Origin of the sequence: Streptomyces phaeofaciens (assembly GCF_014648915.1) — a bacterium.
GTDB classification, from domain to species: Bacteria; Actinomycetota; Actinomycetes; order Streptomycetales; family Streptomycetaceae; genus Streptomyces; species Streptomyces phaeofaciens.
This window is the reverse complement of record NZ_BMSA01000018.1, coordinates 134313-158259: the sequence shown is the minus strand read 5'-3', so window position 1 is coordinate 158259 and position 23947 is coordinate 134313. Positions and strand designations below refer to the sequence as shown.

The 23947-nt window shown below is 73.1% G+C and carries 20 protein-coding genes and 1 pseudogene; 12 read left to right on the top strand and 9 right to left on the bottom strand.

Annotated features, from left to right (window positions below):
- Positions 1-279: 279 nt before the first annotated feature.
- Positions 280-1455: an aromatic ring-hydroxylating oxygenase subunit alpha gene (locus tag IE275_RS27925; RefSeq protein WP_189714191.1), complete on the bottom strand. Its 1176-nt coding sequence runs from the start codon at positions 1453-1455 to the stop codon at positions 280-282.
- Positions 1456-1865: 410 nt separating this feature from the next.
- On the opposite strand from IE275_RS27925, the gene IE275_RS27920 reads away from it, so the two are divergent.
- The 8 genes from IE275_RS27920 to IE275_RS27885 all read left to right on the top strand — a co-directional run bounded on the left by IE275_RS27920 (position 1866) and on the right by IE275_RS27885 (position 9968).
- The gene (locus IE275_RS27920) at positions 1866-2273 is read left to right on the top strand and encodes a hypothetical protein (protein ID WP_189714190.1); all 408 of its coding nucleotides are present in this window, start codon (positions 1866-1868) and stop codon (positions 2271-2273) included.
- On the top strand, positions 2270-3517 hold the full coding sequence (locus IE275_RS27915; protein ID WP_189714189.1) for an NADH-ubiquinone oxidoreductase-F iron-sulfur binding region domain-containing protein: 1248 nt from the start codon (positions 2270-2272) through the stop codon (positions 3515-3517). Before IE275_RS27920 ends, IE275_RS27915 begins: the two co-directional genes overlap by 4 nt.
- Positions 3518-3561: 44 nt before the next feature.
- A complete protein-coding gene (locus tag IE275_RS27910) occupies positions 3562-3753 on the top strand; it encodes a ferredoxin (protein WP_189714188.1) in 192 nt (63 codons plus the stop codon).
- 1 nt (position 3754) lies between these two features.
- Positions 3755-5809, top strand: a complete 2055-nt coding sequence (locus tag IE275_RS27905) for an acetate--CoA ligase family protein (RefSeq protein WP_189714187.1) — start codon at positions 3755-3757, stop codon at positions 5807-5809.
- A gap of 95 nt (positions 5810-5904) precedes the next feature.
- The gene (locus IE275_RS27900; RefSeq protein WP_189714186.1) at positions 5905-7077 is read left to right on the top strand and encodes an acyl-CoA dehydrogenase family protein; all 1173 of its coding nucleotides are present in this window, start codon (positions 5905-5907) and stop codon (positions 7075-7077) included.
- Positions 7078-7132: 55 nt separating this feature from the next.
- Positions 7133-8308, top strand: a complete 1176-nt coding sequence (locus IE275_RS27895) for an acyl-CoA dehydrogenase family protein (protein ID WP_189714185.1) — start codon at positions 7133-7135, stop codon at positions 8306-8308.
- A gap of 98 nt (positions 8309-8406) precedes the next feature.
- Positions 8407-9309, top strand: a complete 903-nt coding sequence (locus IE275_RS27890; protein ID WP_189714184.1) for a 3-hydroxybutyryl-CoA dehydrogenase — start codon at positions 8407-8409, stop codon at positions 9307-9309.
- Between the two features lie 47 nt (positions 9310-9356).
- On the top strand, positions 9357-9968 hold the full coding sequence (locus IE275_RS27885; protein WP_189714183.1) for a TetR/AcrR family transcriptional regulator: 612 nt from the start codon (positions 9357-9359) through the stop codon (positions 9966-9968).
- 61 nt (positions 9969-10029) lie between these two features.
- On the opposite strand, the gene IE275_RS27880 is transcribed toward IE275_RS27885, so the two are convergent.
- The 6 genes from IE275_RS27880 to IE275_RS27855 form a co-directional block, all read right to left on the bottom strand.
- Entirely contained in the window at positions 10030-12492 is a 2463-nt protein-coding gene (locus IE275_RS27880; RefSeq protein ID WP_189714182.1) for a hypothetical protein, read from the bottom strand.
- A gap of 1 nt (position 12493) precedes the next feature.
- Positions 12494-13117 (bottom strand): hypothetical protein, encoded by a 624-nt coding sequence (locus tag IE275_RS27875; RefSeq protein ID WP_189714181.1) that lies wholly within the window; start codon positions 13115-13117, stop codon positions 12494-12496.
- Positions 13114-13464 (bottom strand): hypothetical protein, encoded by a 351-nt coding sequence (locus IE275_RS27870; RefSeq protein ID WP_189714180.1) that lies wholly within the window; start codon positions 13462-13464, stop codon positions 13114-13116. Before IE275_RS27870 ends, IE275_RS27875 begins: the two co-directional genes overlap by 4 nt.
- A gap of 16 nt (positions 13465-13480) precedes the next feature.
- Positions 13481-14731, bottom strand: a complete 1251-nt coding sequence (locus tag IE275_RS27865) for a CHAT domain-containing protein (protein WP_189714179.1) — start codon at positions 14729-14731, stop codon at positions 13481-13483.
- 308 nt (positions 14732-15039) lie between these two features.
- Positions 15040-16299 carry a peptidoglycan-binding domain-containing protein gene (locus IE275_RS27860; RefSeq protein WP_189714178.1) on the bottom strand — a complete coding sequence of 420 codons (1260 nt, stop codon included), beginning with the start codon at positions 16297-16299 and terminating at the stop codon, positions 15040-15042.
- A 485-nt stretch (positions 16300-16784) separates the two neighbouring features.
- Positions 16785-17705 carry a LysR substrate-binding domain-containing protein gene (locus IE275_RS27855; protein ID WP_189714177.1) on the bottom strand — a complete coding sequence of 307 codons (921 nt, stop codon included), beginning with the start codon at positions 17703-17705 and terminating at the stop codon, positions 16785-16787.
- Between the two features lie 177 nt (positions 17706-17882).
- On the opposite strand from IE275_RS27855, the gene IE275_RS27850 reads away from it, so the two are divergent.
- A complete protein-coding gene (locus IE275_RS27850) occupies positions 17883-18971 on the top strand; it encodes a diaminopropionate ammonia-lyase (RefSeq protein ID WP_189714248.1) in 1089 nt (362 codons plus the stop codon).
- Positions 18965-19585: a LysE family translocator gene (locus tag IE275_RS27845; protein ID WP_189714176.1), complete on the top strand. Its 621-nt coding sequence runs from the start codon at positions 18965-18967 to the stop codon at positions 19583-19585. Before IE275_RS27850 ends, IE275_RS27845 begins: the two co-directional genes overlap by 7 nt.
- Positions 19586-19648: 63 nt before the next feature.
- Here IE275_RS27845 and IE275_RS46175 read toward each other — a convergent pair.
- Positions 19649-19806 (bottom strand): annotated as a pseudogene (locus IE275_RS46175) (MerR family DNA-binding transcriptional regulator); the annotation flags it as partial.
- Positions 19807-19923: 117 nt separating this feature from the next.
- Here IE275_RS46175 and IE275_RS27840 point away from each other — a divergent pair.
- Positions 19924-20475: a cysteine hydrolase family protein gene (locus IE275_RS27840; protein WP_189714175.1), complete on the top strand. Its 552-nt coding sequence runs from the start codon at positions 19924-19926 to the stop codon at positions 20473-20475.
- Positions 20472-21431 (top strand): GlxA family transcriptional regulator, encoded by a 960-nt coding sequence (locus IE275_RS27835; protein ID WP_189714174.1) that lies wholly within the window; start codon positions 20472-20474, stop codon positions 21429-21431. Before IE275_RS27840 ends, IE275_RS27835 begins: the two co-directional genes overlap by 4 nt.
- Positions 21432-21595: 164 nt before the next feature.
- Here IE275_RS27835 and IE275_RS27830 read toward each other — a convergent pair whose 3' ends face one another.
- Entirely contained in the window at positions 21596-23857 is a 2262-nt protein-coding gene (locus tag IE275_RS27830) for an ATP-binding protein (RefSeq protein WP_229870630.1), read from the bottom strand.
- Positions 23858-23947: the final 90 nt, after the last annotated feature.

Below are 23947 nucleotides of genomic sequence, written 5' to 3'. Positions count from 1 at the left end.
GTCGAGGAACGGCACAACAGTCCAGGGCGGGACCGGCTGGTCGGCTCACGGAGGCCCTGTGACTCCGTAGTGAAGACCGGTCTGGGGAAGGTACGGACGTGCGTCAGCGGGTCCGGGGTAAGCCGGTCCACGGGAGCGCGGCGCGCCGAGGGGACCCGGCCGGACGACGAGTGGCGCGCCGGTGGGACCCGGCCGCGAGGAGTACGGCGCCGGCCGGGAGACGCGCGGCGCGCCGAGGGGACCCGGCCGGGTGGGGGCCGGCCGTGGGGCGGCGGGGTGTCACCGGTCCTCCCCCTCCAGGTCCTGGCGGATCCTGCGGGCGAACCAGCCGACGGCGGCCTCGCGCTGCGAGAGGGGGCCCGGCTCGAACCCGGGCGTGGACAGGCCGGCCTGTACGCGCTCGACCAGCTCGGCGTCCTCGTCGTTGGTGAGCCAGCCGATGTGGATGTTCAGTCGCCGGGCGATCCTGGTGCGCAGGCTCTCGCCGCGCCGGGTGTAGAAGGCGCCCGGGATCGCCGCCCGGTCCTGGGCGGTCGGCAGGGCGGTCCACGCGAGCACGTGGTCAGGGTAGAAGTCGATGAGCGTGTTCGGGTAGATCACGGCGTAGCGCCAGACCCGCCGGTCGGCCTCGATCAGCCCCGGCATGGGGGTGGCGAGCCGCTGGTAGAGCCGCTCCGTCCAGTTGGAGGAGGGCTTGTCCCGCAGCGGTGACTCGAACAGGACGTAGTGCTCCCGCACGTCCACCGTGTACGCCTGGTAGTCGAGCAGCCGCATCAGCGCGGGGTGGGCGACGGGGACGTGGTAGCCCTCCAGGTAGTTGTCGACGATCACCTTCCAGTTGGCCTTCTGCTGTTCACCGCCGGTGACGTCGTGGATGCGGTGTTTGCCGACCGGGGTGAGGCCGGGTCCGGCGTAGCGGCCGACGGCCTCGGCGAGCCCGGCGCAGGTCTCGGCGAGCGGGGCGGCCTCGAGGTCGAGGTTGACGAAGACGAAGCCGAGGAACGACTCCACGTTGACCGGGTGCAGTCCGAGCCGGGGCTTGTCGAGGCAGGGGATCCGGCGGGCCTCGGGGGCACCGACGAGGCGTCCGTCGAGCTTGTAGGTCCATCCGTGGTACGGGCAGCGGATCGCCTTGCCCTCCGGCTCCGGGCCGGTGACCAGGCGGGTTCCGCGGTGGCGACAGACGTTGAGGTGGGCGGCGAGGCCGCCGTCCTCGGTGCGGACGACCAGGACCTCGCGCCCGGCGGCGGTGGCGGTCAGCCGGGCGCCCGGGCCGGGGAGGTCCGACTCGTGGCAGACGAGCTGCCAGGACTTGGCGAAGACCCGTTCGGTCTCCGCGGCCGCGACGGCCGGATCCGTGTAGTAGCGGGCGGCCAGGGCCGTGCCGGGGTGATCGGGGTTCTCGCTCGGCGGGCCGGGCGGCGCGGTCGCCGCCTGGGTGGTCGAGGGGTTCATGGGGTCCTCCTCCGCGCCGCGCGGGGCGGCGATGGGCGGTGAGGCTGTGGCCGGGATGGGCCGCGGGTTTCCCTTCCGGGCCTGCGGAATCCGGCTGACTGATTGGTTAGTCAGACTGGGACCGGAGCCGGGACAAGTCAAGGCTTGTGGGCTGACTAATTAGTTAGTTAGTCTCGTTGCAGGCGGACGGGCCGACCCCGCGAGGACAGCGGCCGGCCGCCCGAGGACCACTGGTCCGCGCAGCCCGGCCGTCCCGATCCGGACAGCCGCACGTCACGCGCCGCACGGCCCCGGCCGGTGCCCGCACGGCTCCCCGCCCCGCACAGCGGGCGGAGGAGCATCCCCCTCTCGCCATCGCCGCGCCACCTCGCTCCCTCGCCGGGAGCGGGAGCGCCCACGGAGGCACGTACATGAGCGCTCGCCGCAATCTGGCATGGCTCGGTCTCACACCGGAGCCCGAACAGGAGCTGCCCTCCGCCGTGGCCGCCCTGCGGGCCCCGGCGGCCGACGGTCCGCCCCCGGTCCTCGTGGCCGCCGAGCGGCGCCATGTCGAACGGCTGGTGCTGCGCGGCACGCAGCGCGGCTGGCTGCGCTACCTGGGCGAGGTCACCGATCTGGTGGTGGCGGCCGCCGAGGAGCCGATACCGGCCGATGCGGGCCCCGCGCTGCTGGCCGGCGAGGTGGTCCTCGACCACCACCGGATGCTGATCGGCCTGCCCGGCCCCGGCTACGAGCGGGCGACGGCCCAGCGGCAGGCCCTGGAACGGGCGGTGGCCCGCCTGAGAACCCGACGCGGCGAGCACAGGAGCACCGTATGACCGGCGTACTCTCCCTCCTCCCCGAAGGACGGCACGGCCTCCTCACCCGGCCGCCCGGCGGCGGCCCCGTCCCGTACGAGGACGCCTCCCGCTATCTCGCCGCCGGCGGATACACCCCGGCGCCCGCGCCCGACGCCCTGCTCGAACGGATCGACGCCGTGGGACTGCGCGGCCGCGGGGGTGCCGGATTCCCCGCGGCGCTCAAGCTGCGCGCCGTCCGGGACGCTCCCGGCACGCCCGTCGTCGTGGCCAACGGCGAGGAGGGCGAGCCGGGCTCCGTGAAGGACCGCTGGCTGCTGCGCCACCGGCCGCATCTGGTGCTGGACGGCCTGCGCCTGGCGGCCGCCATGACCGGCGCCGGCCGCGGCTGCGTCTACCTCTCCGACGCCCGCGCCGAGCGGGCCGTCCTGCGGGCCCTCGCCGAGCGGCCGGCCGGCCCGCCGGTGGACGTCGTCCGCACGCTCCACTCGTATGTCGCCGGGGAGGAGAGCGCGGCCGTACGGCGTATCGACGGCGGTCCGGCGCTGCCGACCGCCAAACCCCCGCGCCCCTTCGAACGAGGGGTCGGCGGCGCACCCACCCTGGTCGCCAACGTGGAGACCCTGGCCCGGATCGCCCTGCTGCACACCTGGCCCGAGGCCGCGCCCGGGATCGCCGACGCCCATCTGGTCACCCTGTCCGGGTCCGGCGGCCGTCCGGCTCTGGCCGAGGTGGCCGCCGGCACCCGCCTCGACGACCTGGCCGGCTCCTGCGGGCACGAAAAGGCCGAGGCCGTCCTGCTGGGGGGACTGTTCGGCGGTCTGTACGGAACCGGCTGGGCGGACCTCCCGCTCGACCAGGACGGGCTGCGCACCGCCGGTGGCGCGCTGGGCTGCGGAGCGCTGTACTTCCTGCGCCCCGAGGACTGCCCGGTCGCCGTGGCGACCGAGGCCACCGCCTATCTCGCCGCCCAGAGCGCCCGGCAGTGCGGCGTGTGCGTCTCCGGCACCGGGGCGCTCGCCGGCGCTCTGGCGGCCGTGGTCCGCGGCACGGCCGAGCCCGGCACGCCGGACAAGCTGCGGCGCTGGTCCCGGCAACTGCCCGGCCGCGGGGCCTGCGGACTCCTGGACGCGGCCGCGCGGATCGCCGCCAGCCTCCTCACCCACTTCCCCGACCGTGTCGACGCACACCGGTATCCGGGCTGCCCCGGCTGCGCCGGCCCGTCCGCCGAGGACGGACGCCGGTTCCTGGTGGCCGTGCCCTGACACCTCCCCTCCCCCTCGCTCCGCCCCCCAGAAAGGGCCGCACCATGAAACTGCTGCTGGACTCCACTCTCTGCCAGGGCTACGGCCTGTGCCGCGAACCGGCGCCCGAGCTGATCGACCTCGACGACTTCGGTTACGCGCGGCTGCTGGAGACGTCCGTGCCGCCGGCCGGCGAGGACGCCGCCAGGGCCGCCGTCGCCGCCTGCCCCAACTCCGCCCTGCGACTGGGGAAGTGACATGGGACGTGACCTCTCGGCCCTCTTCGACCCGGTCTCCGTCGCCGTGGTCGGCGCCAGCGACGACCCCGCGAAGTACGGCCACGCCATCGCCGCCCAGGCCGTCCGCGCCGACGGCCGCCGTCCCGTCCATCTGGTCAACCGGCGCGGCGGAACGGTGCTCGGCCGCACCGCCGCCCCCACTCTGAGCGCGATCGGCGAACCGGTCGGCCTGGCGGTGGTCTGTGTGCCCGCCGCCGGGTTCGAATCGGCCGTCGACGAGGCCCTGGAGTGCGGGGCACGCGCGATCGTCGCGATCACCGCCGGCTTCGCGGAGACCGGCGACGCCGGCCGGGAACGCCAGCAGGCCGTCGCCGAACGGGTGCGGGCCGCGGGCGCCGTCATGGTCGGCCCCAACTGCCTGGGCATCGCCGACAACACCACCGACCTGTTCCTGGCCTCCGACACCTTCACACCCGGCGGCATCGCGCTGCTGAGCCAGAGCGGCAACCTCGCCCTCGAGCTCCAGCTGCGCTTCGCCCCGCACGGACTCGGCTTCTCCCGGTTCGTGTCGCTCGGCAACCAGGCCGACGTCACCCTCGTCGACCTGCTCGCGGACTGCGCCCGCCACGAGGACACCCGGGCGATCGCGGTCTACGCCGAGGACTTCGCGGACGGACGAGCCTTCGCCGAGGCCGCGGCCGTGGCCGGGAAGCCGGTGGTGCTGCTCACCGCGGGACGCGGCGACGCCTCCGCGCGCAGCGCGCAGTCGCACACCGGGGCGCTGACCACCTCCTCCGACGTGGTGACGGCGGCCTGCCGCGACGCCGGTGTGCAACTCGTCGCCACCCCACGCGAACTCACCGTCGTCCTGGCCGCGTCGACCGGCCCGCGCCGCAGCGCCGGCCGCCGGGTCGCCGTACTCACCGACGGCGGGGGCCATGGCGTGATCGCCGCCGACGCCGTCGAGGCGGCCGGGCTGTCGGTCCCGGAGATCGGCGCGCCGGCCCGGGAGCGGCTGCGCGAGGCGCTGTGGGAGCAGTCGGCCGTCGCCAACCCCGTGGACCTGGCGGGCATGGGCGAGCAGGACCCCGCGTCGTACGCCACGACCGTCGCCGAACTCCTCGCCGCCGAGGAGGTCGACGCCGTACTGATGACCGGCTACTTCGGCGGCTACGCGGCCTCCGGGGGCGGCCTCGGCGGAGGCGGGACGGCACTGGCGGACGGTGAGCGGGAGGCCGCGCGGCTCATCGCGGCCCGGCAGCACGCCATCGCCAAACCGCTGGTGGTGCAGTCGATGTATCCCGACTCCCCCAGCTGCCGCACGCTCGCGGCCGCCGGCATCCCCGTCTTCGACGCCACCGAGGACGCTGCCCGCGCCCTCGCCGCCACGGCGGCCGACGGGCCCGCGCCCGGCATCGCTCCCCTCCCCCGGCCCGCGTCGCCGCTGGACGAGACCGGGTACACCCGGATCCGCGCGGCCCTCGCGGCGGCCGGGCTGGCCTTCCCCGCCGCCCGGGAGGTCCACGACGAGTCCCACCTGCTCGCCGCCGTCGCCGAGTTCCCCGGCCCGTACGTGCTCAAGGCGCTGCATCTGCTGCACAAGTCCGACGCGGGCGGAGTGGCGCTGGGTCTGGCCGGGCCCGACGAGGTCCTCGCCGCCTTCCGCGAGATGCGCGCCCGGCTCGGCGCGGGGGCGTACTCCGTGGAGGCCATGGCGGACCTGTCCGACGGGATCGAGCTGATCGTCGGCGTCAACCGCGATCCGCGGTTCGGCCCGGTCGCCATGGTCGGCCTGGGCGGAGTGCTGGCCGAGTCGCTGCGCGACGTCGCCTTCACGCTGGCGCCGGTGCCCGCCGGCCGTGCCCTGCGCCTGCTGCGCTCCTTGCGTACCGCCGCGCTGCTCGACGGGGTACGCGGACGGCCTCCCGTCGATGTGGCCGCGGCCGCCGCGGCGGTCGAGACGATCACCGCGTTCGCCGCGGCCCACCCCGAGATCGCCGAGCTGGAGGTGAACCCGCTCCTCGTCGGCCCCCGCGGTGCGCTCGCCCTGGACGCACGCGCCGTACTCGGCTGAGCGGTCCCTCCCCCGCCGCCGCCCCTGTCCCCTGCCCCCTGCCCCCTGAGCGACCCGTTCCCCCTCGCCCTCCCCCGACCGAAGAGGTGGTCCCCATGGACATGCGCTACACCCCCGAACAGTCCGACCTGAAGCGGCGCGCGGCCGACTACGCCCGGCTGCTGATGCGGTACGAGGACCAGTCCGAGCAGGCCGGCGGTCCCCTGCCGCAGGAACTCGTCAGCGAGCTGACCCGGGCCGCGATGGACGCCGGCGTCTACGCCATCAACATGCCCGCCGCATGGGGCGGCGCCGGGCTCAGCCTGCTCGACCAGGTCATCGTCGAGGAGGAGTTCGGCAAGGCCACCAACTGCCTGTGGGACATTCCCTGGCGGCCCGCGAACGTGCTGGCCCAGGGCGACGAGCGGCAGCGCGAGAAGTACCTGCTGCCCGTGATCCGCGGGGAGCGGTTCGACGCGTTCGCCGTCACCGAGCCGGGTGCCGGATCCGATCCCTCCTCCGGCACGTCCACGGCCACGCGCACCGACGGCGGCTGGCTGCTCAACGGCGAGAAGTGGTTCGTCACCTGTGGTGACATCGCCGACTTCCTGCTGGTGCAGGCGGACGCGGGTCCCGAGCGGCTGCCCACGCTGTTCTTCGTCGACAAGGCCGCGACCGGCGTCGAGATGACCCGGGTGCCGCGCTTCATGCACTCCGCCGTCAACGGGCACCCCGAGTTCACCTTCACCGACGTCTTCGTGGGCGACGAGGACGTGCTCGGCGGTGTCGGCAACGGCTACGAGCTGACGAAGGAATGGTTCACCGACGAGCGCCTGATGATCGCGGCCCGCACCGTCGGCGCTGCCGAGCGAGCGCTGCAACTGGCCCGCGACTGGGCCGTGGAGCGCGAGCAGTTCGGCGCCCCCATCGCCGGCTACCAGCTGATCCAGGGCATGCTCGCGGACTGCGCCGTGGACATCGCCGTCAACCGCGCCTACACCCACCAGGTCGCCTGGGAGGCGGACCAGCCGCACACCGACCGCAAGACCCTGCACGCCAAGGCGTCCACCGCCAAGCTCGCCGCCAGCGAGGCGGCCGGCCGGGTCGCCGACCGGTGTCTGCAGATCTTCGGCGGCCGCGGCTACGACCGCTCCTACCCCGTCGAGCGCATCTACCGCGAGCTGCGCGTCGACCGGATCTGGGAGGGCACCTCCGAGATCCAGCGGCTGATCATCGCCAACGAACTCATCAAGCGCGGCACGGGCGCGCTGGCCCTGCCCACGCACTGACCCCGCCCGCGCCCTGCCCCGCCCCCCTTCCGACCACCACACAGCGAGGACTTCCATGGACTTCCGCCTCACCCCGCGCCAGGCACAGCTCAAGGCCGACGCGCGCGCCCTCACCGACTTCATCGCCGCCTACGAGACGCGGTGCGAGGAGGACAACGGGCTGCCCGCGAGCGCGCACGCCGAGATCCGCGACGCGGTCCTGGACGCGGGCCTCCAGGCCGTCAACATGCCGGCCGAATGGGGCGGCGCCGGCCTCACCATCGCCGAACAGGTCACCGTGCAGGAGGAGTTGGGGCGGCTGACGGGCGCCCTGTGGGACATGGTGTGGCGGCCCGCCAACGCGCTGCGGTTCTGCACCCCGGAGCAGCGCGAACGCTTCCTGGTCCCGGTCATCAAGGGCGAGCGCCGGGACTGCTACGCGGTCACCGAGCGCGGCGCCGGGTCGGACCCGCAGAACATCGCCACCACGGCGACGAAGAACGACCGGGGGTGGGTGCTCGACGGGGAGAAGTGGTTCGTGACGGTCGGCGACCACGCCGACTTCATGATCGTCCTCGCCGCGGCGGGTCCGGAGCGCGCCCCGACACTGTTCCTCGTCGACAAGGACACCCCGGGCATCGAGATGACGCGCGTGCCGCGCTTCATGCACACCTTCGTCTACGAGCACCCCGAGTTCACGTTCACCGAGGTCCAGGTGGACGAGGACGCCGTGCTGGGCGGAATCGGCGAGGGGTACGACATCACCCGCTCCTGGTTCACCGAGGAGCGCCTGATGATCGCGGCCCGGACCACCGGGGCGGCCGAGCGGGCGCTGGAGCTGTCCCGTGACTGGGCGGTGGAGCGCGAGCAGTTCGGCGCCCCGATCGCCACGTACCAGCTGGTCCAGGGCATGCTCGCGGACTGCGCCGTGGACATCGCCGTCAACCGCGCCTACACCCACCAGGTGGCCTGGGAGGTGGACCAGGCCGGTCCGGGGGACCGCAAGACCCTGCACGCCAAGGCGTCCATCGCCAAGCTCGCGGCGAGCGAGGCCTCGGGCCGGGTGATCGACCGGTGCCTCCAGATCCACGGCGGGCGGGGCTACGACCGTGCGTACGCGGTGGAGCGGCTCTACCGGGAGCTGCGCGTGGACCGGATCTGGGAGGGCACCTCCGAGATCCAGCGGCTGATCATCGCCAACGAGCTGATCAAGCGGGGCCCGGGGGTGCTGGACCTGCCCGCCGCCCGCTGACACCCGCCGGGGCGGTCACCCGCCCCGGCGCTCACCGACCCCTGGGTCCCGGGAACGCCGAGGACCTCGCCGTAGAGAGGGAGAGAGGACGACGACGGATGACCGACATCGAACGCGTGGGAGTCGTCGGCTGCGGCCTGATGGGGGCCGGTATCGCCGAGGTCTGCGCACGTGCCGGCCTGCCGGTGACGGTCGTGGAACGCGACGCCGACGCGGTCCGCGCGGGCCTGCGGCGCATCGGCGCCTCCCTGGACAAGGCCGTCGCGCACGGCAGGCTCACCGCCGAACGGCGCGAGACGGCCGTCGCGCTGATCACCGTGGTCGACCAGGTCGAGGCGCTGCACGACCGCGATCTGGTGATCGAGGCGGTGGCGGAGGACGAGCGGCTCAAGCTCGACGTCTTCACCCGGCTCGACGCGGTCGTCACGGGCGCGCGTGCCGTCCTCGCGACCAACACCTCGTCGATCCCCGTCGTCCAGCTGGCCGCGGCGACGGGCCGGCCCGAGCGGGTCCTCGGCGTCCACTTCTTCAACCCGGTGCCGGTGCTGCGGCTGGTCGAACTCGTCCCGTCGCTGCTCACCTCGGCCGAGACCGCGGACCGGGCCGAGGCCTTCGTGTCCGGCACACTCGGCAAGGAGGTCATCCGCACCCGGGACCGGGCGGGCTTCGTGGTGAACGCGCTGCTCGTGCCGTATCTGCTGGCCGCGATCCGCATGGTCGAGTCGGGTGTCGCGAGCGTCGAGGACGTCGACCGCGGCATGGTCCTCGGCTGTGCGCACCCGCTGGGGCCGCTGGCGCTGACGGACCTCATCGGCCTGGACACCACCCGTGCCATCGCCGAGTCGCTCTACGCCGAGTTCCGGGACCCCTCGTACTCCCCGCCGCCGCTGCTGTCCCGGATGGTCGAGGCCGGGCTGCTCGGCCGCAAGTCGGGCCGGGGCTTCCACACCTACGCGGCGCCGCCACCGCGTGAGGCGGCGGCGCGGGCGGAACGCGCGTGAGGGACAATGACGGCGGTGAACGACCGCCGGACGAGGGGAGTCGCAGGGTGCCCACCAAGGTGCGCACGGCGGACACGCGCGAGCGCATCCTGACCGCGGCGTGCGAAGCCATCGCCGAGATCGGCTTCGAGAAGATCCGGATGCGGATGGTCGCGGAGCGGGCCGGTGTGTCGACCGCGCTGCTGCACTACCACTTCGACACCCGAGAGAAGCTGTTCACGGAGGCGATGGCCCATTCCTTCGCCAACACGGCGGTCGACGTGGAGCGCGACGCCGGGACGGCACCGGCGGCGGTCATCCTGGCCCGGATCCTGCGCAGCCTGCTGCCGACCGACGCCGTCCTGCACCAGGACTGGCGGCTGTGGCAGGAACTATGGGTCCGCGCGCTGCGCGACGAGTCCACCCGGGTGTTCGCCGTGGACCTGTACGCCGAGCTGCACGCGTGGGTGAGCGGCGCGGTGCGGCGGGGCATCGAGTCCGGCGAGTTCACCCCGACCGACGTGGACGAACTCGCCACCCTCGTCCTGTCCTTGAGCGACGGCTACGGCATCCGCCTGATGCTCCGCGATCCCATGGTCACCCTGGACAAGGCGCTCGCGTCGATCTGGCGCCACATCGCCGGCGCACTCGGCCTGCCGGAGACCGTCCCGGCCGACTGACCACCCCGACCGCGCCGGCACCCCGGTGCGCGCTGACTGCGTGACGCCGGCGAAAGCCCGGCTACCCGGGGCTGTCCGGCTGGTCGACGAGCCAGCCCGGTGCGGCGATCTCCACGACCGGCCTGTCCAGTTCCTGCCGTAGAGCATCGAGGCGGTCGGCCAGTTCGGGTGCCGCCGCGCGCAGGGCGGCGAAGTCCGTGCGCAGCTGGAGGGCCTGCGTCCACTGGACGGCTCGGCCGTGCTCGAGAAGATCGATGCTCCGGTCGGGCCGGCCGGCCAGCAGGGCGGTCGCGGCGGCGGCGCCGGCCAGGCCGGTCGAACGGGTCAGGAGGTTTTCCCGGTCGCCGCGTTCCAGTCCGTGCCAGGCGACCACCGGCAACAGGTCCACGGCCGCCGCGTGGCCGTCGGCGGCGAGCACCTCCTGGCCGGGCAGCGACGCGGCCAGCTCCGCCCAGTTCCTCGCCGCCTCGAAGCGCTGGGCCGCGCTCGCGGTCGGCAAGCCGGCTGCCGTACGCCAGGCCGCCACCGCCCGCATCGCGTCGTCCTCGGCGCTGTCGCGCTCCCGCATGAGTGTCCGGAACACATGCCCCAGGTTCGACAGGACGGCGAAGCGCCGCGGGTCGTTCGAGGGCGCGTGGTCGGCGGCCTCCGCGATGAGGGCGGCCGCCCGTTCGAGGTCACCGGGGTCACGGGACGACGCGAACCTGATGCGATGGCAGTCGCCGAGGTTGCTCAGCAGGTAGCCACGGGTCGGATCATCCTGGCCGAACAGCGTGAGCGCCAGGTCCATGTGCTCGATGGCGGCGGTCAGATCGGCCTGCCGCCCCGTGGCGTGGAAGCGGACCGACAACGCCGCCCCGAGGTTGGCCACCAGCCCGGCCTCCACGTCGGGTGCCCGTTCCACGGCGGTCCGGAGGCAGTCGACGGCCTCGTCGAGATCCGCGGCATGGTCGTCGGGCGCGTCCGTGTACCTCGCCCGCGACATCAGCGCGTTGCCGAGACAGGTGAGCAGGCCGGAGGTGGCGCCGTCCTGACCGGCCGACGTCACGGCATCGCGCGCGAGTTCGATCGCGAGATCGATGTCGGCGGCCCGGCGGTGCAGCTCGAACCGGGCGCGCAGCGCGGTGCTGAGTCCGCCGACGGCGACCTCCCAGGCCATGTGCCCCTCGGTGAGCAGCGCGACCGCCGATCGCAGCGCCCGGATCGCGCCGTCCAGGTCGGCGGCGTCCCCCGTGCGGCTGAACCTGTCCTCGTACGCGTTGCCCAGGTTGCTCAGCACGGGGATACGGACGGCGGCTGTCCCCGCGGCGGCCTCCGCGTCGAGCAGCGCGTCGATCGCCCTGCTCAGATCGTCGATACGGCCGCGCCTGCCGTACCGCAGGCGCAGCGCGCCCGCGAGGTTGGACAGGGCCCCGCTGCGGACCCGGGCGCCACCGGCGTGGTCGACCGCGCGCCGCGCCGCGTCGATGGCGTCGTCGATGTCGGCGGCGTCCTGCGACGAGGAGAAGAAGCCCAGCAGCGCGGCGCTCAGGTTCGACTGGACGATCGCGTCCCGCGGCGCCAGCTCGACCGCCGCGCGGGAGAATCGCACGGCCTCGGCCATCGTGGCCGCGTCACGGTCCTTTTCGGCCAGGGCCCGCAGGGCGACGCTCAGAAGCGACAGGCAGCCGGCCCGCTCGGGGTCGTCGGGTGCGACCGCCTCGACCGCGGCCCGGCCGAACCCCACGGCCCTGACCAGCGCGGAGCGATCACCGGTCCATTCGAAGCGGATGCGCAACAGGTCGCACAGCCCGGACACCGTCTTGACCCGGTCGGTGCCTCCGGCGGCGGCCAGTTCCTCGGTGGCGGCGATCGCCGCGTCGAGATCGGGCAGGCTCGTGGTCGCCTCGGCCAGCACGGCCAACGTGTCGGTGTACCTGGCCGACACGTCGTCGGGCCGCGGGAAGTGCTCGGGCAGCGGCATCGCGGCGGCATCGCGGAACGACTCGGCCGCCGAGCGCAGCAGCTCCGGGTCGCCGTCCCGGCCGAACGCCATGCGCTGGGCGGTGCCGAGGTTGAACAGGGCGACGGCCCGGAGGGGATCGTTCGGGGCATAGCTGGGAACGGCCTGCCGCAGCAGGGAGATCGCGAGCGCGAGCGCGTCCGGATCACCGGTGGAACTCAGGCCCTCCAGGAGCCGCATCGCCTCCTGGGACTGGCGCAGGTGTGGCAGACGGGCGGCCAGGAGCGGGGTGACCTCGTACGGAACGGTCTGGGGCGCGGCCCGGTGGAGAGCGGCGAACAAGTCCGTCGCGATGCGCAGATCCTCGTCGTCGTGGCCGGGCCGCGCCTGGTGCCGCAGCCAGTACAGCTTGGCGACGACGAACACGACCTCCAGCGGAACGCCGCCGCTGGGGCCCTGATGGTCCGCCCAGAGCCGCTTGGCGTCGGCGACCGCCTGGGGATCCAGCACGGCGGAGGGATCGCCGTGGAGCTGAAACGCGTCGAGTCGTCGTGCGAAGACCGTCAGTTGCTCGTCGAACATCTCAGCCTCCGCATGTCTCGACCGCTTGTACGGCCGACGCCGTGGTCAGGTCCGTCGCGATCTCTCCGTCCGCCGTCCTGAGCACGAGGGTGCCGCGGTCCACGCGGACGACCGAACCGCACACGGTGCCGGCGGGCGTGGTGATCCGCAGCGCGGGTCGGTGGCGCGCCGGGCCGTACCAGGTGGTGGCGACCGCAGCGACCAGGAACGCCGTGCAGAGGAGGGTCAGCGTGATGCCCCGCCGGAGCATCGTCGCCGCGGCGAGCGCCTCCATGTGGTCGGCCGCCCGGCCCGGCAGGACCGTGTCGGCCGACGCGATCCGGGGCCGGCCGTGGGCCGCGCGGATGAGCAGCAGAGCACCGACGGCGCCGGCGATCAGCGCCGCCAGCAGCGCCACTCCTACCCCGACGGCCCAGCCCTGGCTCAGCTGACCGATGTCGGCGCGGCCCTTGATCAGGCTGAACCCGATGAGTGCGGCGAGCAGAGCGCCGAGACCGTTGCGCCAGGCCACGGCCGCCTCGCGCACGCGGGTCAGCTCGGTGCGCAGCAAGTGGTCGCGGTCCCGGGCCCTGAGCAGGTCGGCCGGGGTCGCCGGGAGGGGCCCGGGCCGCAGTGAGCCGCTCACGAGGTCCGCGCCGGAATGACGACCGTCCAGTAGGCGCCGCACCCGTAGTGGCCGTTCGGCCGGTTGGGGTGATCGTCCTCGCAGGTGCACATCATCGGCTCGACCTGGTCCGCCGCCCGCGGACGGTGGACCCGCCGCAGGTGACGGCCGAAGGAGCGGTGGTGGACGATCGTGCTGACGACGGGAATCTCCAGCGAGGCCCGGCAGCGCGGGCAGGGGCCGCGCAGGATCAGCGTGCCGGAGTGAACCTCCTCGACGGTGAACTCGTCCGCGGCGCGCCGTCCGTAGTCCTCGTCGGTGATCTCGACGTAGGGCAGCGGTTCACGGGGCGTGGTGCCGGCGGCCATGGATGCTCCTGTCGGGTCAGGGACCGGTGTGCGTGAAGGGGGTCCACGCGCTCGGCGGAAGCCGGTGGACGTCCCGCAGCTCGCGGATCGCGCGGTGCAGGGCGTCGGCGGACCGCTCGGGCTCGAACCGCCCGGTCGCGGTGAGGTCGGCGTACACCGTGGCCGCGACGTCGGCGGCCGTGTCGTCGTACACCGACCAGAGCGTTCCGATCACCCGCCGGTAGCCGGTGTAGTGCAGTGCGGCGGCCAGCGTGATCGCCTCATCGGGCAGGACGACCCCGCCGGTCGCCGTCATGCAGGCCGACAGGAACGCGAACTCCCCGTGGTGGCGCCGCGCACTGATCTCGGCGATGCCCAGGGTGCGGTCGCGCAGCAGCAGGCCGCCCCGGGAGGGGTCGGTGAGGTCCTGGCCGCCGTGGCAGCAGAAGTGGGCCCAGCGGTGCCGGGACATCTCGGTGAGCACCGCGTCGGCGTTCGCGGCACCGCCCTCCAGCAGCGTGTGGCGGTCGGCGAACACCGAGGTCAGCAGGTCGCGTTCGCGTACGACATCGGTGAGCGGGACCGCGTCGGGGGCGTCCGGCACCGCGACGATCAGCATGCGTTCGTCGTCGGGCGCCGGGTCGAGCTGCCGCCGTGCCTCCAGCAGGGCCCGCAGGGTCGGTGTGTAGGACGACACGACCCGGTCCAGGACGGCCCGCCCGGTCCCGTCGTGGTGTCCGGCGGCGTGCAGCGGCAGCAGAGTCAGCGGTCCGGTCGGGCACCACCACAGGCGGGGCCACGGCTGCCCGGGCACGGGCGGGTCGACCAGGCCGACCGCGGTGAGCACGGGGCCGGCGATCTCGTCCCACAGCCACGCCAACGTCGCGTCGAGCGTGCGGTCCCGTTCGTCGACGGCGCGCTGGTACGCCAGCTTCGCCCCGGTGTACTCCCGGATCGCGGCCGGCGCGTGATCACCGTCCTGGTAGCGCTGCCACGTCGCTTGCACCTCGTGGGCGGCGAGGTCCACGTTCCGCAGCACCACCAGGTACTCGAGGGTCCGGTCGACGACGGTCTCGATGGTCAGACCGGGAAGTTCCACCACCCGCACACCACCGGTGTCGACGACCAATGCGTCGCAGCGCAGGTGGCTGAGGTTGACGACGGCGATGGGGCCGTGGGCCGCCGCCGGCAGCAGCGCTTCCAGGCGTGGCGGCCGGAGAAAGTCGGCGAAGCCGTCCAACGCGCGGATCTGCTCGACGAGGCTGTCCCACTCCCGGGCCGACGCCATCCGTCGGTCCACGGCACGGGAAAGGTCGATCCTGGCATCGGACGACACGTCACCTCACCCATCCGCACTCCGCCGGGGCCGTAGCGCCGTCAGGGTATGCGGTTCCCGCACCAAAGGGACACGGATCACGGAAGTCCGCCCTGACCCCTCACGAACCCGGCTTCTCCACGACGCATCGCGCGCCCACGGTGGCCGCCGACCGCCTGGCCGTGACGCCTTCTCGGCCGAAGACACAGGTCGCGCCGAGCACCCCCGCGATCCACGCGATCCGCGCGATGCGGGCGATGCGGGCCTCGGGCGGCGCCGACCTACTCGGGGAGGACGAAGTCCCTGGTCAGCGGGCTCAATCCGTCCGCCGGCGGGCGGACGGGGGGCGGTTGCGCGGAGTGTTGTTCGGCGACCTGCGCCGCGTCGCCGAACAAGGTGCGGGTGCGCACGTCCTCTTCCTTGTCGTCACTGAACTCCATCTCCTGGCAGCGCCGGAGCCACAGGGCGATCTGGAGCAACGTCGCCGACTCGCCCTGGGCGAGGATCCCGGGGACATAGCCGTTGCCGTGGAACAGCCTGGTCTCCTCGACATAGAACCGCACCGCCTCCACGAACGGCTCCGGCTGGAGAAAGCGTGGCGCCGTCGCATTGCCCAGCGTCTCCTGGACCGCGATCCACTCCATGTGCCGGGCGGACATCTCCTCGACGAACCCCGCCATGACCGCGACGGTCGGTCCGCCGAGCGCGGAACTCGCCTGTGCGAGGGCCGTGTCGACGTACGTGCCGCTGTCGGTGTCGGGGGTTCGGCGGAGTGCTTGCCCGTTGATGGTGTTGCGCACGTGGTTCAACTCGTGGAACAGGTCCGCCCGCAGGGTGCTCGGGGCGCGCCCGACACCCGGCCTGAGCACGGTCGCCCAACCGAGGACGACTTGGTCCCCCAGCAGGATGAGGCTGGATGTCGAGCCCTCGACGGTCTCGAAGTTCAGGGTGACCGCCGAAGCGTCGCCGAGGGTCGCGGCCGTGTCGTCGAAGAGCTGTTCCGCGCTCTGCCCGCCCTGCACCGGTGCGGCGACAGTGACGTAGGCGTCGCGCAGGTCGCCGCTGCGGCTCCTCGCCACGATGCCCAGCAGTTCGTCCGAATCGAGCTTTCCCAGCGTGAAGCGTCCGACCATGTGCCGCCACGAATCGAGTGGGCTGCCGATGAGTGTGGCGAGTTCGAGCCCCACGAACGGCTCGGCCCTTCGGCTCGCCACGGCCGGAGCGAACTCCTTGAAGGCCGGGTCCAGCGTCGGCGGATCGACGAACAGATCGGCGTCCAGCGCCGAGATGGTTCCTGTCCCGACGACCGGATCCGTGGGCTGGAGACCGGAGTCGGCCTTGTAGGCGGAGACTGCGGCTCCCGTGAATTGGCCGAACTTGCCGTCGGCCCCGTCCGATCCGACCGAACGGCCGAGTGCCACCAGTCCTTCCTGGACCCGCTTGACCGCCAGACCCTGCTCGGGCTGGTGCATCCTGTGCGTGCCCGCCTGGCAGGCCTCCAGCGTCGGATCACCGCTGAAGCGGGGAGAGCGGAGTGCCATGGCCACCCCTCCTTCACTGGGCGCCGCGGGCATTCGAGATCGCGGCTTCATCGCACGGCACGGAGGCAGTTCGGCGTCCGTGGGTCCTCGGTGGCCCGGACGCCCTCCCTTCCCATTCTGCTCCTTTCGGGATGCCGCCGCAGTGGAAGTGGTGACCGGCCGGGCAGCCCCGGCCGGGCTCCGGCACCGCGGCCGTGCCGGGGGCGCCTCTGGTGGTCCCGGACGGCATTGTGCTGAGTGTTCGCGGGGAGTTCCAGCTCGTCGAGGAGGGCCGGCTCGGCGGAGAGGGGTGTCCGACTGTTCGGCCACCACGCGGTCGACGTCGTCGCCGAGCACTTCGGCGAAGGCCGTCGCGGAAGTGGTGTGGTCCTCGAACCACTCCACCCGGAGCGAACAGGCGACGGCCGAGGTCGGCGCACATGGGCCGGTGTCCGCCGTGTGGAAGTGGCCGACGAGGTGGTCCGGCCCGCGGCCGGTGCGGCGTCCTACGTCTCGTCGGTGCGCTGGGCTGCCGCCCGTCGGAGGGCGTCCCGGCACGCCAGGACGGTGGGGTGCCGGCCGCGGCCGCGGCGTACGGCGGTGAAGACCCGGCGTGTGCGCCGGCCGCGGGGCAGCCGCCGCAGTGCGACGGTCGGGGGCCGCCCGCTCCAGACGAGGTCGGGGAGGAAGGCCGCGGCATGGTCCTGCTCGACGAGGCGGAGGTGGAGCAGGAGGTCGGTGGTCTCGAACCGTACGTCGGGTTCGAAGCCGGCGTCCCGGCACAGGGACATGGCCCAGTGCCGTGCGGGCGTGCCCGCGGGTTCCATCACCCAGGGGTGGTCGGCGAGCGAGCGGAGCGCGGCCGTCGGGCCGTCGGTGCCGGGGCTGTCGGCACTTCGGGGCAGCGCGAGGTGCAGGGGGTCGTCGAGCAGGTCTTCCTGTTCGAGTTCGGCGGGTCGCGGGTTGGGGTTGTGCGGGTACTCCTCGGCGAGGACGACGTCGAAGTCGCGCGCCTGGAGCGCGGGCAGGGCCTGTTCCGGTTCCAACTGGGTGACGTGGACGCGCAGATGGGGGTGCAGGTCACGCAGCAGGCCGAGCGCCGTCGGTACGAGCGCCAGGGCGGCCGTCTGGAAGGAGGCGATGCGCAGGGTGCCGGTCAGGTCGGTCAGGGAGGCGGCGATGTCCGCCTCCGCGCGTTCCAGGCGTTCGAGGACCGCTTCGGTATGGGCGACGAGGATCTCCGCCTGCTCGGTGAGCCGCACCCGCCGCCCCACCGGTTCCAGCAGTGGTACGCCGACCTCGGCTTCGAGCTGGGAGAGCTGCTGGGAGACGGAGGAGGGGGCGTACGACAGGGCCGCGGCGACGGCTGCGAGCGTGCCGCGGTGCTTGAGTTCGCGCAGCAGGCGCAGTCGGTGCAGATCGAACATGGTCGGCCCGCTCTCTCCACCGTCCCGGACAGACGGCCGAATCATCGGATTCCTCGATGAGTATAGGTCGGAAACATTCGCTGGACCGATCTCAGGAACGGGTCGGATCCTGGTCGGGTGACTGACACCGCTTCCTCTCTCCGTCCGCCGCCGTGGTTCGCGCGGCCCGGCGCCCGCATGTGGCGGTGTGCGCCCGCACCCGCCGAGGTGCGTGGCTTTCACGCCGCGCTGCCCGACTACGCACCCACCCCGTTGATCGAACTCCCTCGGTTGGCGGCGGAGTCGGCGGTCGGTCGGGTCTTCGTCAAGGACGAGTCGTGCCGTCTGGGGCTGCCCGCGTTCAAGGCGCTGGGTGCATCCTGGGCGGTCCACCGAACCCTCGCCGAGCGGACCGCGAACGGTGACGCACCCGGCCCGGTCACGCTGGTGACCGCCACCGACGGCAACCACGGCCGTGCCGTGGCCCGCGTGGCACGTCTGCTCGGGCAGCATGCCCACGTCTTCGTTCCGCAGGGCGTGCACCCGCGGGCCGTGGAGGCCATCGCCGCCGAGCGGGCGCAGGTCACCGAGGTCGCCGGGCCGTACGACGAGGCCGTGCGTCTGGCGGCCGCGGCGGCTGCGGGGCCGGACGCGGTCCTGGTCCAGGACACCGCCTGGGCGGGCTATGAGCGGATTCCCGGGTGGATCGTCGAGGGCTATTCCACGCTGTGCGCCGAGATCGACGAGCAACTGGCGGCCGAAGGTGTCGCCGAAGGCCCGGATCTCGTCTCCGTGCCCGCGGGCGTCGGGTCTCTGGCCCAGGCCGTGGTCACGCACTACCGCAGCCGCCCGTCCGAACGTGCCGCGGGGCTGCTGGCGGTGGAACCGGTGGCGGCGGCCTGCGTCCTGGCGAGCCTCACCGTCGGCGAACCGGTCAGTGTCACCACCGGCGAGACGAGCATGGCCGGGCTGAACTGCGGGACGCCGTCCAGCATCGCCTGGCCCCATCTGCACGGCGGGCTGGACGCCGCCATCGCCGTCGCCGACACCGACAGCGCCCGCGCGGCCGGTGATCTCGCGGCCCTCGGTGTCTCCTCGGGCCCCTGCGGGGCCGCGGCGCTCGCCGGGCTGCGCGCGGCGCTCACCGGCGTGGGCGCGGAGGATCGCCGTACGGCCCTGGGGCTCGGGCCGTCGTCGGTGGTCGTGCTGCTGAACACCGAGGGCACGGCGGCCAACCCGCACTCCGGCACCGGTCACGGATCGACCGCGAGGTCGTCGGCGTGCTGACCCACTTCGTCGTCGCGTTCGGTGTCCTCGGCCTGCTGACCATCGCGCCCGGCCCGGACATGGCGGTGGTGACCGGACGCGCCCTCGCGGCCGGCGCCGGGGACGCGCTGCGGACCGTGGGCGGGATCGCGACCGGGCTACTGCTGTGGGGCGCGCTGACCGTGGCCGGGCTCACGGCCGTGCTCGCCGCATCACCCGCCGCCCATCTGTCCGTCAAGCTCCTCGGCGCCGGCTATCTGGTGTTCCTGGGCGGGCAGGCGCTGTGGCACAACCGCAGCGCCGCACACCCCGGCCACACGGATACCGGTCCCGCCGCCTCGGGGAGCCCATGGCGGACGGGCCTGGTCACCAACGTCCTCAACCCGAAGATCGCCGTCTTCTACACCGGACTGCTCCCCACGCTGGCCCCTCCCGGGCTGTCCTCCGCCTGGGCCATGACACTCCTCGTCCTCCTCCACGCCACGCTCACCCTGGCCTGGCTGGGCAGCTACGTCCTCCTGCTGTCCAGGGCCGGACCGGTCCTCCACAAGCCCCGGATCCGTCGTGCGCTCGGGCGGACCACGGGCGTCGCGCTGATCGGCTTCGGCCTCGCGGTCGCCACGGCTTCCGGCTGAGACCGGCAGCCACCACCCACCACCACCGTGTCCGACACCTCTCGGGAGACAAGGTGTTCGGCGCAGTCGGGCCTGGTCCAGCTGTTCCGGTGCGTACGGGCGGTAGCCGGCAACCGGGTCGACGCGGACGGGGGCAGCAGGCCGAGCTCGTCGAAAAGACGCAGGGCCTTCGGCGACAGCCGGGACGCCTTCGCGACCGCCCCGATGGTCAGCAACCCCATGCTCGTTCCTCCTCGTGCCGAGCGCATCGCCCGGCCCTGCATGCTGACCGGATCGTTCCGGTGCCGGCCCGGATCGGGTCTACGATTCGGGCATCTCCGCAGGTCATCATCGATGGCATGAGCAGAGCGCTGATCGTCATCGATGTCCAGGAGTCCTTCCGGGCTCGCCCGCTGTGGAAGCAGATCGCCGATCCGGAGATCGCCGAACCGGTCAACCGGCTGGTAGCCCTCGCCCGCGCGGCCGGCGACCTCGTCGTCTGGGTCCTGCACTCGGAGCCGGGCAGCGGCGACGTGTTCGATCCCGCCCAGGGGCACGTCCGTCTGCTGGAGGAGCTGGCTCAGCCGGAGCCGGGCGAGCCCGTCCTGCACAAGACCTCCCACAACGCCTTCACCACCACCAACCTGCAACAGCTGCTGACCGAGGCGGGCGTGCGCGAGCTCGTGGTCTGCGGAATCCGCACCGAGCAGTGCGTGGAGACCACGACCCGGGTCGGCAGCGACCTCGGGTACCGGATGGTCTTCGTCACCGACGCCACGACGACCAACCCCATCGGCGACCTCTCCGCCGAGGCGATCATCGAACGCACCGAAGCGGTCCTGCGCGACCGGTTCGCCCGGATCACCACAGTGGCAGAACTGGAGGCGGAGCTGGCACCCTCGCAGACGTGAGCCTCGTCGTCTTCGTCCTGCTGCCCGGCGTCCACCTCCTCGACCTGGCCGGACCGGCACAGGTCTTCAGCACCGCGGCGGACTTCGGGCAGCCCTACCGCATCGCGTACGTCGCCGAGCACGAGCAGGTGCTCAGCGCCCAGGGCCTGCCGCTGATCGCGCGGACCCGGTGGCCGCAGCTGAACGGCGACGACCTCATCGTGGTGCCGGGCTGGCGGACACGGACGCTGGGCGGCGGGCCCGCGCTGAGCGATGCCGGGTCGGCGTGGCTGCGCGAGCACCATGCCGCCGGCGGCACCGTCGCCAGCGTGTGCGCCGGGGCCGAGGCGCTGGGCCGGGCCGGACTGCTGGACGGGCGCAGGTGCACCACGCACCACGACCACCAGGACGAACTGGCCGCCCGTCATCCCCACGCCCTCCTGGTCCGGGACGTGCTGTTCACGACCGACGACCGGGTCGTGACCTCGGCGGGCATCGCCAGCGGCATCGACCTGGCACTGCACCTGCTGGCCGTCCGCCACGGCCCCGCACTGGCCGCCCAGGTGGCCCGGGACATGGTCGTGTACGCCCGCCGCAACGGCCACGAGCCGCAGGACAGCGCCATGCTGCGGCACCGGTCCCACCTGGACGACGCCGTCCACCGCGTCCAGGACCTCATCGACGCGCGCTTCACCGAACCGCTGCCGCTCGCACACCTGGCCGCGGGCGCGGGCGTCAGCGAACGCACCCTGACCCGGCTCTTCCACCGCGCCACCGGCGGTCTCACCCCGCTGCGCTACCAGCAGACACTCCGGGTCGAACACGCCGAGCATCTGATCGACCATGGCGCCACGGTGGAATCAGCGGCCCGGCAGGTGGGCTTCGAGGACGCCCGGATGCTGCGCCGCCTGCGCTCCCGGACCCCGCACACGACCGTCCGCGAGCCGTCCGGACACGGACCGCGGACCGACGGCTGACCGGCAAGGGCCGTACCCCCGTCGGCCGCCGGGGAACCACGAAGGCCACGGTGTGTGATGTGGAGCCTGACCATCTCCACCGCACCGGACCGGGGTCTTCGCCATGATCAAGGCCGGTCGGCGTCGACAACGCTCATGCTCATTACGCCTGGCGCCTCGTGTCGTCAGGAACCCTCCCTGGACCGAGTGGCCGCCCACAGGGCGATCCGGGTGCGTGATCGCAGCCCCAGCTTGTCCCGGACTTTGTCCAGATGGGTGGCGACGGTACGCGGCGACAGGCCGAGCCGCTCCGCGATCTGGCGATTGGTCAGTCCCTCGGCGACGAGTTCGACGACCATGGACTCCCGTCCTGTGAGAAGGGACCGCTCCGCGGCTGCTGCGGCGGTGTCCGTCGCGGTACGGAGGTTGCCCGGTCTCGTCCGCAGGGCGTATGCGACGAGCCGGTCCCCGCGCAGCCGGCGCCCCCCGCTGAGGGCTGCGTCCCGAGCGGCTGCCGGCAGCAGGGTTCGCGCGCGAACCGCGGCTTGTTCCACACGCCGTCGCCATGGCGCCTCCGGCTCGGTGTCCAGCTGACGGCGTGCCTGTGCGCTCGCCTCGTACAGGCGTAGGGTTCGGCGCATGTCGCCGCTCTCGGCGGCCACGAGCGCCAGGCCCTCAACGGGGTACAGCGCGTGGAAACTCCCCTTCGGGACGATCCCCAGGACTTCGGCGAACAGATCCTCGGCATTCTGCAGACGGCCGAGGGCCAGGCGCACAGCTCCCGCGGTGTGCAGGGCGGCCGCCGCCCGGCTCCAATGCGCGTGTTCCCTCAAGACCGGCAGGCAGCGGTCCATCAACCCGTCGGCCTCGGCTTCCCCGCCCGCCTGGAGCAGGGCCCAGGCCAGGTGATGGGTGCACCAAGCGGTGTCGTGGGGTCTGCCGAGCGCCTCGACGAGGTTCAGGCACTCGCGCAGGTCGGCGACGGCCGCGGCGAACTCACCGCGGCACAGCCGTGCCGCCGCCCTTGCGTCCAGGGCGTTGGCAAGTCCAGCGGGGTGACCGTGCGTGCGTTCCAGGTGCACCGCACGCTCGCCGAGGAGCAGCGCTTGTGCCAAGTCCGACTGCTGGCAGGCCACGCGCGTGGCGAGTGCGGCCACCGCGCCGCCGAGAGCCGGCTCGTCGGTCTCCCGGAGCAGTCCGTCCAGCAGCGAACGGGCAGCCGAGGGCTGCTCCTGCTGGTAGTGCACGCGGGCCAGTTCCAACGACAGCCGCCTGTACCGTGCTGAGTCGCGGTCGGCTGTGTCGGCGAGGGCCACCGCGAGATTGTCGCGTTCGGCGAGGAACAGACCGCCGGTCTGGTCGGCGAACACCTCGTTGCCGACCAGGTCCGCGAGGCCGTTCAGCCACTCGATGGTCTGCTGCTGGACGGCGTGGAGCTCGCCGGACACGACCAGGCGTTCCCGTGCGTAGGCGCGGATGGCACTCAGCTGGTGGAACCGCGCCGGCTCGGTGTCTCCCGGCAGCCGCGCGATCAGTGACTTGGCCTCAAGAGCGCCCAGAATGCGGAAGACGCGGCCGGGAGCGACACCGCCGCCGGCGCAGATCGCCTGGGCCGCCCGCGCGTCGAAGCCGCCGACGAGCACTGCCAGACGCCGGAAGACCGCCTGTTCCTCCGGATCGAGGAGACGATGGCTCCAGTCGATCGCCGCGGCCAGCCCGTCGTGGCGGTGGGGGCCGATCCGGTTGTCGTCGGTAAGGAGCGACAACGGAAACAGGTGGTTGTCCAGTCCCGCGAGGATGTCGCCGAGCGGAAGGGTGCCGACGCGACGCGCCGCGAGTTCGACGGCGAGCGTCAGCCCGTCCAGGCGGCGGCATATCTCGGCGACGGCCGCGCCGTTGTCGCGCCCGAGTGTGAAGCCCGGTGCGCGGCTTGCGGCACGTTCGACGAACAGCCGGACCGCGTCGGACCGCAGAAGGGCGGTGGGATCGCTCCCGGTACCGTCCGGTGGTACGGACAGTTCGCCGACCCGGAACACGGTCTCGCCGGGTACCCGCAGGGCTTCCCTGCTGGTGGCCAGGATCCGTAGCCCGGGGCAGCGGCTCAGCAAGGTTGTGGCGAGCCGGGCACACGACTCCGCCAGATGCTCGCAGTTGTCCATGATCAGCAGCCGGCGGGAGCCGCCGATCGCACGGACGAGCACGTCGGTGCCGGACTGCCCCGCCCGCTCACCCAAGCCCAGTGCGGTGGCAACGGATCGCGCGAGCGGGGCACTGTCGCGCAGCGAATCGAGTGCGACCAGGTCCACCCGTGCGTGACGCTCGGGCAACCCCTTGGCGAACTCCAGAGCCAGCCGCGTCTTGCCGACGCCGCCGGCTCCAGTCAGCGTGAGCAGGCGCGATGTCCTCAGCAGGGTGCGCAGCTGGGCCAGCTCCTGCCGTCGCCCCACGAAGGAGTCGAGCCCTTGCGGCAGCCCACGGCCCGGAACCGGTAAGGACGCATCCGGTAAGGACGTATCCGGTGAGGACGCATCCGGTGC

Bases quoted from the DNA above. Each gene is read 5' to 3' on its own strand.
- IE275_RS27850 (WP_189714248.1), top strand. From the start codon at position 17,883: ATGTGGCGGTGTGCGCCCGCACCCGCCGAGGTGCGTGGCTTTCACGCC.
- IE275_RS27870 (WP_189714180.1), bottom strand. From the start codon at position 13,464: ATGGCCGCCGGCACCACGCCCCGTGAACCGCTGCCCTACGTCGAGATC.
- IE275_RS27865 (WP_189714179.1), bottom strand. From the start codon at position 14,731: ATGGCGTCGGCCCGGGAGTGGGACAGCCTCGTCGAGCAGATCCGCGCG.
- IE275_RS27895 (WP_189714185.1), top strand. From the start codon at position 7,133: ATGGACTTCCGCCTCACCCCGCGCCAGGCACAGCTCAAGGCCGACGCG.
- IE275_RS27905 (WP_189714187.1), top strand. From the start codon at position 3,755: ATGGGACGTGACCTCTCGGCCCTCTTCGACCCGGTCTCCGTCGCCGTG.
- IE275_RS27920 (WP_189714190.1), top strand. From the start codon at position 1,866: ATGAGCGCTCGCCGCAATCTGGCATGGCTCGGTCTCACACCGGAGCCC.
- IE275_RS27915 (WP_189714189.1), top strand. From the start codon at position 2,270: ATGACCGGCGTACTCTCCCTCCTCCCCGAAGGACGGCACGGCCTCCTC.
- IE275_RS27860 (WP_189714178.1), bottom strand. From the start codon at position 16,299: ATGGCACTCCGCTCTCCCCGCTTCAGCGGTGATCCGACGCTGGAGGCC.
- IE275_RS27840 (WP_189714175.1), top strand. From the start codon at position 19,924: ATGAGCAGAGCGCTGATCGTCATCGATGTCCAGGAGTCCTTCCGGGCT.
- IE275_RS27900 (WP_189714186.1), top strand. From the start codon at position 5,905: ATGGACATGCGCTACACCCCCGAACAGTCCGACCTGAAGCGGCGCGCG.
- IE275_RS27910 (WP_189714188.1), top strand. From the start codon at position 3,562: ATGAAACTGCTGCTGGACTCCACTCTCTGCCAGGGCTACGGCCTGTGC.
- IE275_RS27890 (WP_189714184.1), top strand. From the start codon at position 8,407: ATGACCGACATCGAACGCGTGGGAGTCGTCGGCTGCGGCCTGATGGGG.
- IE275_RS27855 (WP_189714177.1), bottom strand. From the start codon at position 17,705: ATGTTCGATCTGCACCGACTGCGCCTGCTGCGCGAACTCAAGCACCGC.
- IE275_RS27880 (WP_189714182.1), bottom strand. From the start codon at position 12,492: ATGTTCGACGAGCAACTGACGGTCTTCGCACGACGACTCGACGCGTTT.
- IE275_RS27925 (WP_189714191.1), bottom strand. From the start codon at position 1,455: ATGAACCCCTCGACCACCCAGGCGGCGACCGCGCCGCCCGGCCCGCCG.